Source organism: Caballeronia cordobensis, from assembly GCF_001544575.2.
Lineage (GTDB): Bacteria > Pseudomonadota > Gammaproteobacteria > Burkholderiales > Burkholderiaceae > Caballeronia > Caballeronia cordobensis.
Genome location: NZ_FCNY02000032.1, coordinates 20,373 through 38,228 on the forward strand (window position 1 = coordinate 20,373; position 17,856 = coordinate 38,228).

The 17,856-nt window shown below is 64.4% G+C and carries 15 protein-coding genes; 5 read left to right on the forward strand and 10 right to left on the reverse strand.

Annotated features, from left to right (window positions below; genetic code table 11):
- Window positions 1–53: 53 nt before the first annotated feature.
- The 3 genes from AWB70_RS35340 to AWB70_RS35350 all read left to right on the forward strand — a co-directional run bounded on the left by AWB70_RS35340 (window position 54) and on the right by AWB70_RS35350 (window position 3,107).
- Complete coding sequence (locus tag AWB70_RS35340; protein ID WP_053568312.1) at window positions 54–1,991, forward strand: hybrid sensor histidine kinase/response regulator; 1,938 nt, start codon at window positions 54–56, stop codon at window positions 1,989–1,991.
- Between the two features lie 142 nt (window positions 1,992–2,133).
- Window positions 2,134–2,604 carry a VOC family protein gene (locus AWB70_RS35345; protein ID WP_014191565.1) on the forward strand — a complete coding sequence of 157 codons (471 nt, stop codon included), beginning with the start codon at window positions 2,134–2,136 and terminating at the stop codon, window positions 2,602–2,604.
- Window positions 2,605–2,633: 29 nt separating this feature from the next.
- Window positions 2,634–3,107 carry a VOC family protein gene (locus tag AWB70_RS35350; RefSeq protein WP_014191564.1) on the forward strand — a complete coding sequence of 158 codons (474 nt, stop codon included), beginning with the start codon at window positions 2,634–2,636 and terminating at the stop codon, window positions 3,105–3,107.
- A gap of 6 nt (window positions 3,108–3,113) precedes the next feature.
- Here AWB70_RS35350 and AWB70_RS35355 read toward each other — a convergent pair whose 3' ends face one another.
- Window positions 3,114–3,929, reverse strand: coding sequence for an ABC transporter permease (locus AWB70_RS35355; RefSeq protein ID WP_014191563.1), 816 nt, complete (start codon window positions 3,927–3,929; stop codon window positions 3,114–3,116).
- Window positions 3,926–4,609: an ABC transporter ATP-binding protein gene (locus tag AWB70_RS35360; protein ID WP_053568311.1), complete on the reverse strand. Its 684-nt coding sequence runs from the start codon at window positions 4,607–4,609 to the stop codon at window positions 3,926–3,928. The genes AWB70_RS35355 and AWB70_RS35360 overlap by 4 nt, the downstream gene beginning before the upstream one ends.
- Before the next feature lie 124 nt (window positions 4,610–4,733).
- Here AWB70_RS35360 and AWB70_RS35365 point away from each other — a divergent pair, with 124 nt between their 5' ends.
- Window positions 4,734–7,103, forward strand: coding sequence for an AsmA family protein (locus tag AWB70_RS35365; RefSeq protein WP_053568310.1), 2,370 nt, complete (start codon window positions 4,734–4,736; stop codon window positions 7,101–7,103).
- Window positions 7,104–7,520: 417 nt separating this feature from the next.
- Here AWB70_RS35365 and AWB70_RS35370 read toward each other — a convergent pair whose 3' ends face one another.
- The 5 genes from AWB70_RS35370 to AWB70_RS35390 all read right to left on the reverse strand — a co-directional run bounded on the left by AWB70_RS35370 (window position 7,521) and on the right by AWB70_RS35390 (window position 11,745).
- Window positions 7,521–7,763, reverse strand: coding sequence for a DUF2795 domain-containing protein (locus AWB70_RS35370; protein ID WP_045450680.1), 243 nt, complete (start codon window positions 7,761–7,763; stop codon window positions 7,521–7,523).
- A 37-nt stretch (window positions 7,764–7,800) separates the two neighbouring features.
- Entirely contained in the window at window positions 7,801–8,067 is a 267-nt protein-coding gene (locus tag AWB70_RS35375; RefSeq protein ID WP_053568309.1) for a hypothetical protein, read from the reverse strand.
- 228 nt (window positions 8,068–8,295) lie between these two features.
- Window positions 8,296–10,032, reverse strand: coding sequence for a ClcB-like voltage-gated chloride channel protein (locus AWB70_RS35380; protein WP_053568308.1), 1,737 nt, complete (start codon window positions 10,030–10,032; stop codon window positions 8,296–8,298).
- 137 nt (window positions 10,033–10,169) lie between these two features.
- Complete coding sequence (gene dkgB / locus AWB70_RS35385; RefSeq protein ID WP_053568307.1) at window positions 10,170–10,973, reverse strand: 2,5-didehydrogluconate reductase DkgB; 804 nt, start codon at window positions 10,971–10,973, stop codon at window positions 10,170–10,172.
- A 37-nt stretch (window positions 10,974–11,010) separates the two neighbouring features.
- Window positions 11,011–11,745, reverse strand: coding sequence for a glutathione S-transferase (locus tag AWB70_RS35390; protein WP_053568306.1), 735 nt, complete (start codon window positions 11,743–11,745; stop codon window positions 11,011–11,013).
- A 171-nt stretch (window positions 11,746–11,916) separates the two neighbouring features.
- On the opposite strand from AWB70_RS35390, the gene AWB70_RS35395 reads away from it, so the two are divergent.
- Window positions 11,917–13,158: a cystathionine gamma-synthase family protein gene (locus AWB70_RS35395; protein ID WP_053568305.1), complete on the forward strand. Its 1,242-nt coding sequence runs from the start codon at window positions 11,917–11,919 to the stop codon at window positions 13,156–13,158.
- 18 nt (window positions 13,159–13,176) lie between these two features.
- On the opposite strand, the gene AWB70_RS35400 is transcribed toward AWB70_RS35395, so the two are convergent.
- From AWB70_RS35400 to AWB70_RS35410, 3 genes are read right to left on the reverse strand one after another with little or no spacing between them, the layout of a single operon-like run.
- The gene (locus AWB70_RS35400) at window positions 13,177–14,115 is read right to left on the reverse strand and encodes a dimethyl sulfoxide reductase anchor subunit family protein (protein WP_053568304.1); all 939 of its coding nucleotides are present in this window, start codon (window positions 14,113–14,115) and stop codon (window positions 13,177–13,179) included.
- A 19-nt stretch (window positions 14,116–14,134) separates the two neighbouring features.
- Window positions 14,135–14,845 carry a 4Fe-4S dicluster domain-containing protein gene (locus AWB70_RS35405; RefSeq protein WP_014191553.1) on the reverse strand — a complete coding sequence of 237 codons (711 nt, stop codon included), beginning with the start codon at window positions 14,843–14,845 and terminating at the stop codon, window positions 14,135–14,137.
- 11 nt (window positions 14,846–14,856) lie between these two features.
- A complete protein-coding gene (locus tag AWB70_RS35410; protein WP_053568303.1) occupies window positions 14,857–17,787 on the reverse strand; it encodes a molybdopterin oxidoreductase family protein in 2,931 nt (976 codons plus the stop codon).
- Window positions 17,788–17,856 lie beyond the last annotated feature (69 nt).

Below are 17,856 nucleotides of genomic sequence, written 5' to 3' on the forward strand. Positions count from 1 at the left end.
TGCCCATGTCCGCGCTCCCGTTCATTGCGTCCTTTTGCGAGGGCGTCTAGATCATGCAGCCGCTGCATCTGCTTCTCGTCGAAGACAACGCACTCGATGCGGAGCTGACGATCGCCCAGCTGGAGCGCGCGGACTATACGGTCGATGCGTCGATCGTGCACGACGCCGCGAGCTTCATCGCCGAACTGGACAAGAAGCGCTTCGACGTGATCCTCGCCGACTTCGTGATGCCGACCTTCTCGGGCATCGAGGCGCTGACCATCGCGAGCGAGCGAACGCCCGACACGCCGTTCATCTTCGTGTCGGGATTGCTCGGCGAGGAGCACGCCGTCGATATGCTGAAGCGCGGCGCGACCGATTACGTGCTGAAGCAGCGTCTGCAGCGCCTGCCCGCGGTCGTGCGCCGCGCGATGCGCGAGAGCGCCGAGCGCGCGCAGCGCATCGCGGTGGAACGGGCGCTGCGCGAGACGGAGACGCATTTCCGTCTGCTCATCGACGCGCTGAAGGATTACGCCGTCATCACGCTCGATCCGGAAGGGCGCATTCGCACGTGGAACGCGGCCTCGGAGCGCATTCTGGGCTTTCCCGCGCAGGACGTGCTCGGCCAGTCCGCGAGCATCTTCTACGCGCAGGAAGACCGCGAAGCGGGCGTGTTCGACAACGAGCTCGACACGGCGCGGCGCGAAGGCAGCGCGAGCGACGACCGCTGGCTCTGGCGCAAGGACGGCCACTCGTTCTTCGCCTCGGGCGTGACGACCGCCATCCGCAGCGAGCACGACGAGCTGATCGGCTTCTCGAAGATCGTGCGCGACGCGACCGACGCCCACATGGCCGCCGACGCGCTGCGGCTCGCAAAGGATCAGGCGGAATCGGCGAATCGCGCGAAGGACCATTTTCTGGCGGTGCTGTCGCATGAATTGCGCACGCCGCTCACGCCGATCCTCGCCGCCGTGCGCCTGCTCGAAATGAAGCACGCGCTGCCGCGCGAGGCGCATCCGACGCTCGATCTGATTCGCCGCAATGTGGAGCTCGAAGCGCGCCTGATCGACGATCTGCTCGATCTCACGAGCATCGCGCGCGGCAAGCTGTCGCTGAATTTCGCGAGCGTCGCGCTCGACACGCTGCTCACGAGCGCGCTCGACATGTCCGAGGCCGATCTGCGCGGGAAGACGCTCACGCTCGAAACCCGTTTCGATGCGGCTTTTGTCGTCGTGCTGGGCGATGCCGCGCGGCTTCAGCAGATCGTCTGGAATCTGATGAAGAACGCGGTGAAGTTCACGCCCGCAGGCGGGCGCATCGAAGTGCGCACGTGGAACCCGGATGCATCGACGATCGCCGTATCGGTGACGGACAGCGGCATCGGCATCAGCGCGGAGGCGCTGCCGCGCATCTTCTCCGCGTTCGAGCAGGCCGACGATTCCATTACGCGCTCGTTCGGCGGCCTGGGGCTGGGCCTTGCGATCGCGAGCACGCTCGCGCAGAAGCACGGCGGCACGCTGTCGGCCTACAGCGAAGGCCGCGACGCCGGCGCGCGCTTCACGCTCACGCTGCCGCTCGCGAAGGTGCAGCCCGCGCGCGCGGATGAGCCGCTCGTCGAGCGGGCGAGCCGCGAGCACGAACGCGCGCTGCGCGTGCTGCTCGTGGAGGACAACGAGCAGACCTCGTCCGCGATGGCCGAAGTGCTCGAAATGCTCGGCCACGAAGTGACGGTTGCGGTGACGGTCGCCGAGGCGCTCGAACGCGCGAAGGCCGCACCGTTCGATCTGCTCGTGAGCGATATCGGCCTGCCGGACGGCAGCGGTCTCGATATCGCGCGCGCGTGGCAGAACCTGCAGCCCGACCGGCCCTCGGTCGCGATCACGGGCTACGGCATGGACGAGGACATTCGCCGCTGCCGAGAAGCAGGATTTCGCGATCATCTGACCAAGCCCGTCAACTTCTCGCGGCTCGAAGCGCTGATTCAATCGCTTGCGGAGCAGCCTTCGAAATAAGCTATAGGCAGCCGCTTCGCGTACGCCGTCGAAAAAATTTCACGTTCGGCGCGCGTCGATGTCGATTCACGGCATGCCCGTTCGTTGTAGGGTATGAGTGCGCCGAACCGCGCGCGTCTCATTCACTCAACGGAGCCGATCCATGTCCAGTCCCGCTGTCGATCCCATTCCTCAAGGCATGCATTCGCTGACCCCGCATCTCGTATGCGCGGGCGCGGCCGATGCGATCGAGTTCTACAAGCGCGCCTTCAACGCCGTCGAGCTGGGCCGCATGCCCGCGCCGGACGGCAAGCTGATGCACGCAATGGTCAAGATCGGCGACTCGATGCTGATGCTCGTCGACGAATTCCCTCAATTCGGATCGGTCGGCCCGAAGGCGCTGAAGGGCTCGCCCGTCACGATCCATCTGTATGTCGAAGATGTCGATGCCACGGTCAAGCAGGCCGAAAGCGCGGGCGCGAAGGTGACGATGCCCGTCGCGGACATGTTCTGGGGCGACCGCTACGGGCGTCTCGAAGACCCGTTCGGCCATCAATGGTCGGTCGCCACGCACAAGCGCGACGTCACGCCGGAAGACATGAAGCAGGCCATGTTGCAGCAGCCGTGCCAGTGAGCACGATTCCAACGAACGGAGACTCGCACATGCAAAAGATTTCGCCCTGTCTTTGGTTCGACGGCAGCGCCGAGGAGGCCGTGAACTTTTACGTCGAGACCTTTAGGAACGCGCGCATCACGGAGATCATGCGCCATACCGAATCGAGCCCGGGCCCGGCCGGCAGCGTGCTCGCGGTGCTGTTCGAGCTGGAAGGCGAGGACTTCATGGCGCTCAACGGCGGTGCCGAATTCAAGTTCACGCCGGCGATCTCGATGTTCATCAAGTGCGATACGCAGGATGAAATCGACCACTACTGGGACAAGCTGCGGGACGGCGGCCAGACGATATCGTGCGGCTGGCTCACGGACCGCTTCGGCGTGACGTGGCAAATCGCGCCGCGGCGTCTGCTCAAGATGCTGCAGGACCCCGACCCGGTGAAGGCCGATCGCACCATGAAAGCGATGATGGGCATGATCAAGCTCGATCTGCCGGCGCTCGACCGCGCTTATAACGGCGAATAAGCGCGCTCAGGCGGCGCGCTTTCTGGCCTTTCGTTCGACGAGTTTCGACGCCATGAACCGGTGATCCGGCGAGAACAGCCGCCGGTAAGTCAGCAAGACCGCGCCGACCACGCCGAGCCCCGAGGCCGCCGCGATCAGAAACATGATGACGATCTGGTATCGCACCGCCTGCAACGGCGATTGCCCGGCGAGCACCTGACCCGTCATCATGCCCGGCAGGCTGACGAGGCCGACCACCGCCATCTGGTTCAAGGTGGGAATCATGCCCGCGCGCACGGCCTGGCGCGCGGGCCCTTGCGCGGCTTCCCAGCGCGACGCGCCGAGCGCGAGCGACATTTCCACCGCCGCGCGGCCGGCGGTCAGTTCCTCCGTCATGCGTTCGATGCCGAGCGACACGCCCGTCAGGCAATTGCCGAGGATCATGCCGAGAATCGGAATCGCGTACTGCGGCTCGTACCACGGCTGAATGCGGATCACGACGAAGAGCCCGAACGCGCCGATGAGCCACGAGCTGCCCCAGATCGAGAGGATGCTGTCCGCGCGCTGGCCGGCGTAGGTGCGCCGCCCACGGTCCGAGGCGGCGAAACCGGCGATGACCGTCATGACCACCATCAGCGGCAGCACCACGTACCAGCGGTTGAACGCGAATACCCAGCCGAGCACGTAGCCGATCAGCAGCAGTTGCACGATGGTGCGCACCGCCGCGACGAGCAGCTTGCGTTCGAGCCCGAGGTTGAGCGCGACCGACAACGCGCCGTTCACGACGATCAACGCCGCTGCAAGGCCGATATCGATGAGAGAGAGGTCTTGATAGCCGTTCATCGCGTGTTGTCTCCGAGCACGCCGGCATTCATCGTCAGATGACGCGTGGCGACGCGGCGCGCCTGGTCCGGGTCGTGTGAAACCCAGATGCAGGCGCGGGCCGCGTCGGCGTCGAACCAGGTCCGCACGAGCGCTTCGATCGCGCGGGCCGACTCCGGATCGAGCGATGCGGTCGGCTCGTCGAGCAGCAGCACGTCCGGCGCGAGTTGCAGCACGCGCACGAGCGCGGCGATCTGCGCCTCGCCGCCCGACAGATCGCTCCCGAGCTTGTCGAGGAAATCGGCGGCGCGCCCGGCCGCGAGCGCGAGGCGCATGGCCGTATCGCGATCGAAATGCGCATCCCGATAGGTCTTAAGCGAAAACGGATAGCGCAGATTGTCTTCGACAGTGCCGTCGAGCATCGCGGGGCGCTGCGCGATATAGGCGACGCGCCGCCGATACGCCGGAATGGCCGATCGCGCGATGCGTTCGCCGCGCCATGCGACGAAACCGTCATCGCTCGCATCGAGCAGCGCGAGCGTGCGCAGAAACACGCTCTTGCCCGAGCCCGACGGCCCGGTGATCGCGGCGCGCTGTCCGGCGTAAAGCGTGAAATTCGTAGGATGCAGAAGCACCGTGGCGCGCCGCGCGTCGCGCCGCGTGACGCCGTGTGTGGAGACGAGCGATGTCGCGTCGGGCATCGTAGGGTGGGTTGTCGTTCTTGGAGCGCACATCTTACGTTGCATTGGCCGCGCCGCAGCACGGCATCGCGCGGGCACACGATGTGCTGCCGCACACATAATCAGAAAAAATGGATGGAGCATCATGGCGCAGGCCCGAACGCCCGGAAAAACCGGAAGGATCGTCGCGTGGTTTTTTGCCGTTCTGGCGGTTCTCATCGCAATACTCGTCGTGATTTTCCTCACTTTCGACTGGAACCGGCTGCGGCCCTGGATCGACGACAAGGTCTCGGAAGCGATTGGCCGGCGCTTCGAAATTACCGGCGATCTGAAAGTCGGCTGGCAGCGCCCGCCCAACGAAACGGGCTGGAAACGCTGGGTGCCGTGGCCGCGCTTCTCCGCTGAGAAAATCACCATCGCGAATCCGGACTGGGCGCGGCAGCAACACTTCGCCACGCTCGACGAAATCGACTTTCAGGTTCAGGTGCTGCCGCTGCTCGCGCACGACATCGTGATCCCGACCATCAACCTCGTGAACCCGTCGATCGATATCGAGCGGCTCAAGGACAATCGCAACAACTGGACGTTCAAGTTCAAGCAATCGACCGAGCCTTCCACCTGGAATCTGAAGCTCGGCGATATTTCGCTCGCGAAGGGCACCATCGGCGTGCGCGATGAAGTCACCAAGGCCGAGATGCAGGTCGTCGTCGATACGCTCGGTCAACCCGTGCCGATCGGCGAAGTGATGAAGCAGCAGGAAGCGGCATCGGCGAAATCGTCGGCGGAGATGGTCGGCAAGAGCGGCGCGGCCAAGCTCAACAAGCAAGCCGATGCGGCCGCGGCATCCGAAGCGTCGGCGGCATCGGCGGCGTCGGCGGCGGCCGCCGCGAATGCGTCGTCGCCCAATCCGGCGAGCACGTCGGCCAATACGAGCATCACCACCAAGGAAGGGCCGAAGCCGCCGATTCCGCCTTATGCGTTCGGCTGGACCGTGAAGGGCACCTACAACGGCGGCAAAGTGTCCGGCGACGGCAAGCTCGGCGGCGTGCTCGCCGTGCGCGACGCGCAGCGCCCGTTCCCCGTGCAGGCCGATGTGCGCCTCGGCGACACGCATATCGCGTTCGTCGGCACCGTGACCGATCCCGCGCATCTCGCCGCGCTCGATCTGCGCCTGTGGATTCAGGCCGTGAGCATGGCGCATCTGTATCCGTTCACCGGCGTGACGCTGCCCGAAACGCCGCCGTTCGCGACCGAAGGACGTCTGACCGGGCAGTTCCGCGAGGACGGCAACGTGTTCCACTACGAGAACTTCACGGGCCGCGTGGGCGGCAGCGACATCAACGGCTCGCTGGTGTACGCGGGCAGGAAGCCGCGGCCGCTCTTGCAGGGCGAGCTCGTGTCGCATCTGCTGCAATTCAAGGATCTCGCGCCGATCATCGGGGCGGATTCGAACGCGAGCAAGGCCAAGCGCGGCGAGACGGAGAAGCAGCCGTCGTCGAAGGCGCTGCCCACCGAGGAGTTCAAGACGGACCGCTGGAAGGCCATCGATGCCGACGTGAAGTTCACCGGCCAGCGCATCGTCAAGGACCCGGACTTGCCGATCACCGATCTGTACACGCACGTCATCATGAAAGACGGCGTGCTGTCGTTCGAGCCGCTCAAGTTCGGCGTGGCGGGCGGCACGATGGCGTCGAACATCCACCTCGACGGCAGCGTCGCGCCGCTCAAGGGCCGCGTATCGGCGCAGGCGCGGCATCTGAAGCTCAAGCAACTGTTCCCGACCGTCAAGACGATGCAGTCCGCGCTCGGCGAAATCAACGGCGACGCCGCGCTGTCCGCGACCGGTAATTCACCGGCGGCGCTCGCGGCTTCGTCGAACGGCGAGGTGAAGGCGCTCATCACCGAGGGCACCGTGAGCCGCCTGTACATGGAGGCGGCGGGGCTGAACGTGGCGAATGTCGTGTACGAGAAGCTCTTCGGCAAGCGCGACGTGAACATCAACTGCGCGGCGGCGGATTTCGTCGTCACGGACGGCGTGCTCGATTCGCGCGTCTTCGCGCTCGATACCGACGATGCCGTCATCAACGTCGATGGCACGATCAATCTGAAGACGGAGGACATGGATCTCGGCGTCCATCCGCATACGAAGGGCCTGCGCATCTTCTCGCTGCGCTCGCCGCTGTATGTGAAGGGCACGTTCAAGGACCCGCACGTCGGCGTGAGCCCGGTGCTCGCGCTGCGCGGCGCCGCGGCGGTGGGATTGGGTCTCATCAATCCGTTCGCGGCGCTGATTCCGCTTATCGCGCCGAGCAACAACAAGCCGCTGCCCTGTCAGCAGATGCTCGCCGACATAAGCCGTGCGCCGACCGCGCCGCCGGCCGGCCAGAAGCAGAAGGCGAAGGCCGCGCCGGCCTATATGTCGTCGGACGCGGCGGCGGGCGGGACGGCCGACAAGGCGACGAAGAAGCCGGCTGCGCCGGCGGCGGCGAGCGGCGCGGCGTACAAGGGAAGCTGAAAAGCCCATCGCGTCTGACAAATGCTTATTCATCAAGCACTTAAGTCGCCTGTTGATGGCCTTCTCAACAAAGCTGTCCACAGAAATTGTGGATAACTCGGGCATCGTGTCACGGCATGGCGTGAGCGCGACAAGTGACGCGATCCGCATCGCACGGGGATTTCGCCGCGAAATCAAGAAACTGCTTGAGTCACTCAGGCGATTTCCACAGGCCTTTCCCCATTGCCTGGGGATAACTTATCCGCATGCAAGCGGGTGATCCGAAACGAAGTTGGGGTGCGTGCCGAACTCGAAAAGGCCAAGCGACGCCGCGCTGCGAGGCAGCGGCGGTTTTCTGTTGCGAATCAGGGGTGTGCGTCAGTTTTCAGCGACTTTTCAACAGAGTGCTCCCCATCCGCTGGGGATAACCCGCCGGCTTCAGATCGATAGCCCCGATGCGCCATTGCTGCCCAGCAACTGCTCGACCGAATCCGCGTCCTGGTAGTCCTGCTCGGGCAACCCGTCGAACAGCGTGATGACGTCGTTGGAGACGCCCGCTGCGCGCGCCGCATCGACGATCGCATCCTTGTTGGCCGGGTACCTGACGGTGCGCAGCACCTGGGCGATCTCGTCGTCGATCGGCTCGTCGTTCAAGGCGTGTTTTGCGTGCGTGTCGGTCATTCGGCGTCCCGTGTCGAAGTGCGAAAGGAGGAGGGCGTCAGGTCTGCACCTGGATCCGCTGGCTCGCCATGCCGTGGTTCGGCGCGCGCGACTTCGGTATCGGCACGTGACGCCAGCGGGCGTGATCGAGATCCTGCGCGGAGATTTCCGGCGCGGGCGGCGCAACGGGCGCGGCGTTCACGCGCAAGGCGGCGCGAATCGCGGCGGCGTTGGCGGTGGGTTCGTCCGTCGAACCCGTGTGCAGCGGCGCGGCGTAACACGACACCGAAACCAGCGCCATCGACAACAACGTTGAGGTCTTCATCGGGCAACCCCTCCTCTGTCAGGCAGCGAGAAGCATCAAGCAAAGCCTATGCCGATGATCTTCTGCACTGCCCGCCGTGCACGCGGCCCGTCAGGGCGATGCATGCACGGGCGCGACGAGCGGGCGTCGCGCGGAAACACTTCGAGTGAAATGTGAAGTCGTCCGAACTCGCCCGAAAGGCGATCGCAGAGCGGCCCGCGCGCCGCGAAATTGCACGGCTGCGCAGATTCAGCGCGAGGTCGGATTCAAACGGAAGTATGCGTCCAGAAGCGAGGTTTTGTACACGACGCCGAGCAGGAGCGGCTGCGTCTTTTTTTCGATCACCGGCAGCCGCTCGCCCTGGAACGCGAGGAAGTGCTGCAATGCTTCGCCGAGCGACATGTCGGGCGTGAGCACGTCGAATTGCGGCTGAAGATAGTCCGCCGCGGTTTTGGTTTTCGTGTCCTGCTCGTCGAGCAGATCGGACGTGATGTCCTTCAGCGCGACGACGCCGCGAAAACGCTCCGCTTCATCGACGACATAGAGATACTTCACCGGATATTCGAGGAACACGCGCGTCATGTCCTTGATGCCCGCCGTGAGCGGCACGACGGTATCGGCGGGTTTGACGAGCTCGCGCATCTGCGTCGCGGCGAGCCGCAGGCGCTCTTTCTCCTCACGATTGCGGCGCAGCGTGACTTCGTACATCGACGTCTGCTCCGAGGTGCGCGCGATGAAATACGCGATCACGCACGAGAGCATCAGCGGCAGCATGACCTGATACGACAGCGTCATCTCGAAGATCATCAGGATCGCCATGAGCGGCGCGTGCGTGGCGGCGGCGAGAAACGCGCCCATGCCGACCATCGCGTAGGCGAAGGGCGCGGACGTGTATTGCGGGAAGATCGCATGCACGCCGATGCCGAAGAGACAGCCGAGCACCGCGCCGACGAAAAGCGTCGGCGTGAAAATACCGCCGACGGCGCCCGAGCCCGCCGTGGCCGCCGTCGCGATGATCTTGAAGACCAGCACGACGAGCAGCGTGGTCCACGCCCACGGCTCGTGCAGCAGCGAGTTCACGACTTCATAGCCGTTGCCCCAGACTTCGGGCCACCAGACCGAGATCACGCCGACGATCAGGCCGCCGAGCGCGAGGCGCACCGGCAAGGGCAGGGGCAGCGTCGAGAAGCGTTTTTTCGATGCCGCGAGCAGCCGCAGGAAATGCGGCGCGAGCACGCCGCACAGCAGGCCGAGCACGACGAAGAGCAGTATTTCGATGCCCGTGACGGCCGGGAAGACGGGCATCTCGTACGGCGGCTTGTAGCCCGCGAATTCGCGCATCGTGATATTGGCGACGACCGACGAGACGACGATGGGGCCGAAGCTTTCCATCGCCATCGAGCCGAGCACCAGTTCGGTGACGAAGAACGCGCCCGCGATCGGCGCGTTGTACGCCGACGTGATCCCCGCCGCCGCGCCGCATGCGACGAGCAGCCGCAGGCGCGGCGGATCGAAGTGCACCCAGCGTCCGATGAGCGACGAAGCGAGCGCGGCGAGCTGGACCATCGAGCCTTCGCGGCCGATCGAGCCGCCGCTCGAAATCGTGATGAGCGAGGACAGGCTGCGCCAGAAGCTCTGCCAGACGGGCACGACGCCATCGCCGATGGTGACGGCTTCCATATAGTCCGTGTTCGCCTGCTTGCTGGCGCGTTTGCGCGCGATCAGCAGGCAGCCGCCCGCGACGAGCCCGCCCACTGCCGGCAATGCGATGCGTGCGGGCCAGGGCAAGGTCTGCGCGAGCGCAACGAGGCCTTCCGAATGATTGCCGAAAAGCCGTTGCAATAACTCGATGCCTTCGCGGAAGAGGGAGGTCGCGAAAGCCCCGGCCACGCCGACGACGACCGCCCAGACGAGCATCGTATGCGAGTCCGACAGACGGAAGAGCCGTTGGGCGCGTGTACGGAGCTTGAGCAGGAATGAAAGCACTTTTGCGAAATCGTGGATAGCTTAGAAGCAAATGGAATAAGTGACTCGCAAGGATAGCATTGCAAGGCGGTTGTGCAGACGAAAAAAAGCCCGGCGCCAGCCGGGCTGTGTGCGATGCAGTGCGCAGCGTTCGTGTCTCACCACCGCGGCGCGAACGGTGGATTCGCGTTGCGTTTGCCTTCGTCGAGCGCGTCGATCTTTGCGATATCGCCGGCGTCGAGCTTGAGCTTTTGCGCGTCCCAGTTGCTTTGCTGATGCGCCGGATTCGTCGATGCCGACAGCACCACGATGTCCCGCGACAACAGCCATGCGAACGTCACCTGCGCGGGCGTCGCGCCATGCTTCTCAGCGATCGCCTTGAGCGTCGGGTCCGTGTGCGCGCGGCCTTCGCCGAGCGGCATGTACGCCGTCACCTTGACGCCGAGCTGCTGCGTCGCTTCGACGAGCTTGCGATTCGCGAGGAACGGGCTCACCTCGATCTGATTCGTGACGATCTCCTTGCCGCCGGGCGCGTTCAACGCTTCTTCGAGCAGCGGCGCGGTGAAATTCGACACGCCGTAATGACGGATCAGGCCGAGCTTTTGCGCTTCCTGCAGCGCTGCGAGCGTTTCGGCGATGGGCACCGCGCGATCGGGCGACGGCCAGTGCACGAGCGCGATATCGAGGGTGCCGATATCGAGCTTCGCGTGGCTGTCCTTGAGACTCGCGATGAGCGCATCGCGCGAAAGCCGCTCCCACCAGACTTTCGTCGTGATCCAGATATCGTCGCGCGGCACGCCCGAGTCGCGCACGCCCTGACCGACGGCCGCCTCGTTGTTGTAGAACTGCGCGGTGTCGATATGCCGATAGCCGATCTGCAATGCGCTCTTCACGGCGTTCGTGGTCTTCGCTGCATCGACGCGGAACGTGCCGAGACCGAAGGAAGGAATCGTTTCTACCATGCTGGCTCCTGGTTTGCGTTGAGGCTTCGAACAGGCGTCAAGCGTCCTGATCGAGTTCGGGATAGTGCCTGAAAATGCCCGATTCGTTGAACGGGATACGCCGTTCCGAATCGACATAAGCCGCGATGTTTGGCCTTTCCAGTACCGCATCGTGCAGCGCGCTCACGTGCGGATACTGCTTGCCGAACTTCTTCGTCGCGCGCGGGAAAGCGTAATGCAAGCCCTCGACGATCTGAAAGATCGAGAGATCGACGTAACTCGCCGCCTCGCCGACCATCTGCGCCGGACCATGCGGATTCTGCTTCAGCACGCGCTCGAAGTAATGCATGAATTTGGGCACGCGCTTGGCGAGAAAATTCTGCGTGCGGATTTTCGCGGCGTCTTTCTGATCCTCGTAATAAAGATCGGTTGCGAGCGGATGATGCGTGTCGTGCACTTCCGCGACGAAATCGGTGATAGTCAACTGCAGGCCGTGCGCAACGTAGCGCAGGCCTTCGTCTTTCGGCGCGAGCTCAAGCTTCGGTCCGAGATACAGCAGAATGTTCGCGACGTGCGGCACGATCAGTTCGCCGTCTTTCAGAAACGGCGGGGCGAAAGGAATGTGCGGCTCGGTCTTGCTGTTCAGGACTTTCATCATCGCGTCCATGCCGTATCCGCTTTTCTTCGATTCGCGCGCGACGTCGATATATTCCGCGCCCGCGTCTTCCAGCGCGAGCCGCACGAATTCGCCGCGGCCCTGCAAGCCATCCCAGTAATAAAGTTCGTAAGCCATGAGAAAGGGGTCTCCGAAAGGGTACGCTCGTTACTGATAGCGCAAATACCGCACGGGCGAGCAACACGCATTCCCGCATCGCGGCGACGCGGGATGGCGCGAATCGGCAAAACTGCGGCAGAAAATCGGGCAAAATCGATGTTTTGCGTATCGACACGTAGCGGAGATGGGATGGAAAAGCTTGGCTTCACCACAGGCATCGTTCACGGCGACAGAACCACGGGCGTGGAGCACGGCGGCGTGCGTCAGGCCATTCACACGTCGGTGCAGTACGGATTCGAGCGCGTCGAAGATCTGATCGGCGTGTTTCAGGGCACGAAAAAGGGCGGTTTCAACTACGCGCGCCAAGGCACGCCCACCACGGCCGCGCTCGAACGCAAGATCACGCGCCTCGAAGAGGGCGTCGGATCGATCTGCTTCAGCACCGGCATGGCGGGTCTGTCGGCGATCTTTCTCACCTTGCTGCGCGCGGGCGATCATCTCGTGTCGAGCCGCTACGTGTTCGGCAACACGAATAGCCTCTTCGGTACGCTGCGCACGCTCGGCATCGACGTGACGATGGTCGATGCCACCTCCGCCGAGAACGTTGCGAACGCGATCCAGCCAAATACGCGCATGGTGTTCGTCGAGACGATCGCGAATCCGGGCACGCAGATTCCCGACCTCGAAGGCATCGGCGAACTGTGCCGCGCGCGCGGCCTCGCGTATGTCGTCGACAACACCATCACGTCGCCTGCGCTCTTCAAGCCGAAAGCGGTCGGCGCGAGTCTCGTGCTCAATTCGCTGACGAAGACCATCGCCGGTCATGGCGCGGCGCTCGGCGGGGCGGTGACGGACACGGGTCTCTTCGACTGGAGCGCGTATCCGAATATCGCCGACGAATATCGCCGCTCGGCATCGAAAGAGCAGGGGCTGTTGCAGATCCGCAAGAAGGGGCTGCGCGACATGGGCGCGGCGCTGTCGTCGGAGCAGGCGCACTCCATCGCGATGGGCGCGGAAACGCTCGCGCTGCGCGTCGCCAAATGCAGCGAGAACGCACTCGCGCTGGCGCAGTATCTGGAAAAGCACGAGGCCATCGGCCATGTGTTCTATCCGGGCCTGAAGAGTCATCCCCAGTACGAGATCGCGCAGGCGCTGTTCAAGGGCGCGTCGTGGCTGCTGTCGTTCGAGCTGCGCAACGCCGAACGCATGATCGAGGTCGTGAACGCGCTGCAATTGCCCGTCAAGGCGACGGGCCTCGGCGACACGCGCACGCTGATCATTCCCGTCGCCCCGACGATCTTCTATGAGGCCGGCCCCGAAGTGCGCAAGTCGATGGGCATTTCCGACGGCATGCTGCGCCTGTCCGCGGGCATCGAAGATATCGACGATCTCATCGCCGACTTCGATCAGGCGTTGAAGCTCGCCGTCTGAGGCGCGCTCTAGCAAACCTCACGAAGCGCGCGCGTAGTAGATATTCTGCGGATGCCGCGCTTCGGCGAAGAAGAACCATCGCTCGGCGACGAGCCCCAAATATTGCGTGACGCACGCAAGGCAGAAGAGCGCGACCGATTGCGCGCCGATCCCGAGCACCATCAGCACGAAGGGCACGCCGAACGCGCCGACGAGAAACGTCCACTTGATGCGCGCGATCGCTTCGGCCGATCGTCCGTGAAAGAACTCGCGCAGATTGAACGCGCCCGCCGTGAAGCCGCGCGATTTCTGCACGACGTTCGGCCCTTTGATGCCCGTCGCGCTCTGCACGGTGGACTTCGGACGCAGACGCGCATTGCGCCGTAGCGACGCCACGCGCGAGATGCAGCCCGCGAGCGTCAGCACGCACGCACAGGCCGCGAGTCCCGCCGCGAGCGATGGCGCAAGCCACGCGGCACAGGCCGTTGCGAGCGTGAATCCGGAGGCGCAGCCGAGCAGCACGAAGTTGACCATCGTGAGCGGCGTCGCCCATTCCTGAAGAAAGCGCAGGCACGCGTAGATCATCGCGGTGCACACGAAAAGCGCCGCCGATGCCAGCACACCCGCCACGCCGACGGCAAGCGACCACGGCGAACCGAGCCAGTGCGCCACGCCATACGCCGCGCCGCATGCGAGAAACACGGGCAGGCACAGGCATTCGCGCGACAGCCACGACGTGCGCCACATCGCGATGGCGCGCCACGCGCGCTCCGGATGCCCGAGATGGAAAAACGAAGCGACGAGCCCAAGGCCGCCCAGCACGACGGACAACGCCGCGCCAGCAACAAAGAACATCTGCGAGGGCGCGGCGACGAGGCCGAGCTTCGCGAGCGCCTCGGCGCCCACGAGCGCGATCAGCAAGCCTTGCGCGGCGCCGCTCAGTGTCGTGAGAAACACGACGGAAAACGCGGGTTTCATGTTCGAGCTCCGATGAAAGTCAGACGCGCACGGCCATCGCCGCGAGATTGAGGTCGCCGTGCGCTGCCGTGTCGTTGTCATGGCAGCCGCACTGGCTGTCGCCACTGCACGCATTCACCGGCCGGCGCGGCAAATAGTGATTCGCGGGCCGCGTCTCCCATTCGGGCATCAACTGATAGCCGCCGCGTTCCTCGATCGCCTTCGACACGACCGACTCCGGATCGTGAATATCGCCGAACAGCCGCGCCGATGTCGGGCACGCGAGCACGCATGCGGGCTTGCGATCGCGCTCGGGCAGCGCCTCGTTGTAAATGCGGTCGGCGCACAGCGTGCACTTGGTCATTTCCTGGCGCGCTTCGTCGAGTTCGCGCGCGCCGTAAGGGCACGCCCACGCGCAGTACTTGCAGCCGATGCACTTGTCGAAATCCACGAGCACGAGCCCGTCTTCCTTGCGCTTGTAGCTCGCGCCGGTCGGACAGACGGGCACGCACGGCGGGTCTTCGCAGTGCAGACACGACTTCGGAAAGTGGATCGTATCGGCGAGCGGAAATTCGCCGGCTTCATACGTCTGCACGCGGTTGAAGAAGGTGCCGGACGGATCGGCGTCGTAAGGGCGCTGGTCCGCGAGACTGCCCGCTTCGCCGGACGTGTTCCACTCCTTGCAGCTCGTCACGCAGGCGTGGCATCCGACGCACACGTTCAAATCGATCACGAGGGCCATCTGGGTCATGTCGGTCTCCTTCAGTCGTTCGTGTTTCGCTTGACGGCGTTGCGCAATCGCGCCGCGAATTCGCCGCGCCCGGCGAAGTAGGTCTGCACGACGCGTTGAATCGAACCCGCCATGCCGGGCGGGGGCGGCATCGGCGCGAATTGCGGCAGCGTGTGGCGCGCATCGCTTTCAGCGGGATAGACGCGCACGCGCACGTCGTACCACGCGGCCTGTCCTGTGATCGGGTCGGAGTTCGAGAAGCGTGCGCCTTCGCGCGAAGCATCCGGAATCTCGTCCGTGATGAGGTGATTGAGCAGAAAGCCGCGCTGCGATTCGTTGGCGTCGGGGCCGAGGCTCCACGCGCCCGCCGCCTTGCCGATCGCGTTCCACGTCCAGACCGTGCCCGGCTCGACGGTCTCGCTGTAACGCGCCATGCAGCGCACCTTGCCCCATTGCGATTCGACGTAGATCCAGCCGCCATCCTCGATGCCGTTCGCCTTCGCCATGCGCGGATTCATGTACAGCAGGTTTTCGCCGTGAATCTGCCGCAACCACGCGTTTTGCGAGTCCCACGAGTGATACATGGCCATCGGGCGCTGCGTGACGGCCGCGAGCGGAAACTGCGCGAGGTCGGTCGTCTCGAGTTCGAGCGGGGCATACCAGAACGGCAGCGGATCGAAATACTGCTCGATGCGTGCGCGCAGATGGTCCGGCGGCTGCCGGCCTTTCGTGCGGCCTTGCGCGGCGAGCCGGAACTTCTGCATGACGTCGGAGTAGAGCTGAATCAGGATCGGCGTATCGAACTTGCGAAAGCCCTTGTCGACGGCGAATTGCAGATACGGCCCGTTCTGGCCGCGCATGTATTGCAGTTCTTCGGGCAGCGTGTAGTGATACACGCAGTCGTGCTTCGCGTACTCTTCCCACTGATTCGGATTCGGCTCGCCGACGAGCGCGTCACGGCCGTCCTTGCCGCGCCAGCCGATCAGAAAGCCGACGCCCGAACCCGGCGCGGTCTGATGATTGACGATGAAATCCGGATAGTCGCGATACTTGCGCGCGCCGTCGGGCGTGGTGAACGCGGGCAGCTTGAGCCGGCTGCCGAGCTCGACCAGCACTTCCTGAAACGGACGGCATTCGCCCGTGCGCGGCACGACCGGCACGCGCACCGAATCAACAGGACCGTCGAACTCGGAGATCGGGCGATCGAGCATCGACATGGCGTCGTGACGTTCGAGATAGGTCGTGTCGGGCAGGATGAGATCGGCGAATGCGGTCATCTCCGACTGGAACGCATCGCACACGACGATAAACGGGATCTTGTACTCGCCGTTGTCGTGGCGGTCGGCGAGCATCTTGCGCACTTCCATCGTGTTCATCGACGAATTCCAGGCCATGTTGGCCATGAAGATCATCAACGTGTCGATGGTGTACGGATCGCCGCGCCACGCGTTCGTGATCACGCTGTGCATCACGCCATGCACCGCGAGCGGATACTCCCACGAGAACGCCTTGTCGATGCGCGCGGGCGTGCCGTCGTCGTGAATGAAGAGATCTTCGGGCGCGGCAGGCCAGCCGAGCGGGCCGCTTGCGAGCGGCGTGTTCGGCTTCACCTGGTCGGGATGATTCGGCGGTTTCGCGGAGGGCGGCGCCGCGCGCGGAAACGGCGACTTGTGCCGGAAGCCGCCGGGCCTGTCGATGGTGCCGAGCAGCGACATCAGCACCGCGAGCGCGCGGATCGACTGGAAGCCGTTCGAGTGCGCGGCGAGTCCACGCATCGCGTGAAAGGCGATGGGGTTGCCCGTGACCGTCGCGTGCTTCTTTCCCCATGCGTCGGTCCATTCGATCGGCAGCGTGATCTTGTGATCGCGGCCCGCCTCGATCATTTCGGCGGCGAGGCGCTGGATCGTCGCGGCGGGGATGCCGGTGATCTCCGCCGCCCATTCGGGCGTGCACGACGCGACCTGCTCGCGCAGCAAAGCGAAGGAAGGCGTGACGGGCGTGCCGTCGGGAAGCGTGTAGCGTCCGTCGAGCGCGGGTTCGGTATCGTCGGCATGATGCGCGACCGCGCGATTCGTCTTCTTGTCCCACCAAAGATGATTCTGCGGAAAGAGCGCGTTCGACTCGGGCGCGTTGCCGTCTTTCACGAAAAGCCCGAACGTGTCGCTCGATTCGTTCATGTCGAGCAATTCGGCCGCGTTCGTGTAGCGCGTGACGAACTCGTGATCGTAGGCGTCGGCGGCGATGAGTTCGTGGATCAGCGCCATGAAAAGCGCGCCGTCGGTGCCGGGGCGGATCGGCACCCATTCGTCCGCAATCGCCGCGTAGCCCGTGCGGATCGGATTGATCGCGATGAAGCGTCCGCCCGCGCGTTTGAACTTCGACAGGGCGATCTTGAGCGGATTCGAATGATGATCCTCCGCCGTGCCGATCATGAAGAAGAGCTTTGCGCGGTCGAGATCCGGGCCGCCGAATTCCCAGAACGATCCGCCGATGGTGTAGATCATGCCCGCGGCCATGTTCGCGGAGCAGAAGCCGCCGTGCGCGGCGTAATTGGGCGTGCCGAAATTCTTCGCGAAGAGACCGGTCAGCGCCTGCATCTGGTCGCGGCCCGTGAAGAGCGCGAACCGCTTCGGGTCGGTCGCGCGCAGATGCGCGAGCCGTTTTTCGAGCATGTCGAGCGCGACGTCCCACGACACCGGCTCGAACTGCGCTTCGCCGCGCAGCGCGTCCTTCTTGCGCATGAGCGGCTGCGTGAGGCGCGCGGGCGAGTACTGCTTCATGATGCCCGACGCGCCCTTCGCGCAGATCACGCCCTGGTTGAGCGGATGGTTCGGATTGCCGTCGATGTAGCGGACTTCGCCGTCGCGCAGATGCACGCGGATGCCGCAGCGGCATGCGCACATGTAGCACGTCGTGGTCTTGACATCGAGCTTCTCGTTCTGGGTGCGAGTGCCGTGTTCCATGAGTGCTCCTTCAAAGCGTTATCGCGCGAATGGGGTATTCGCGCGATGGGTGCTTCAGTGCATCAATCA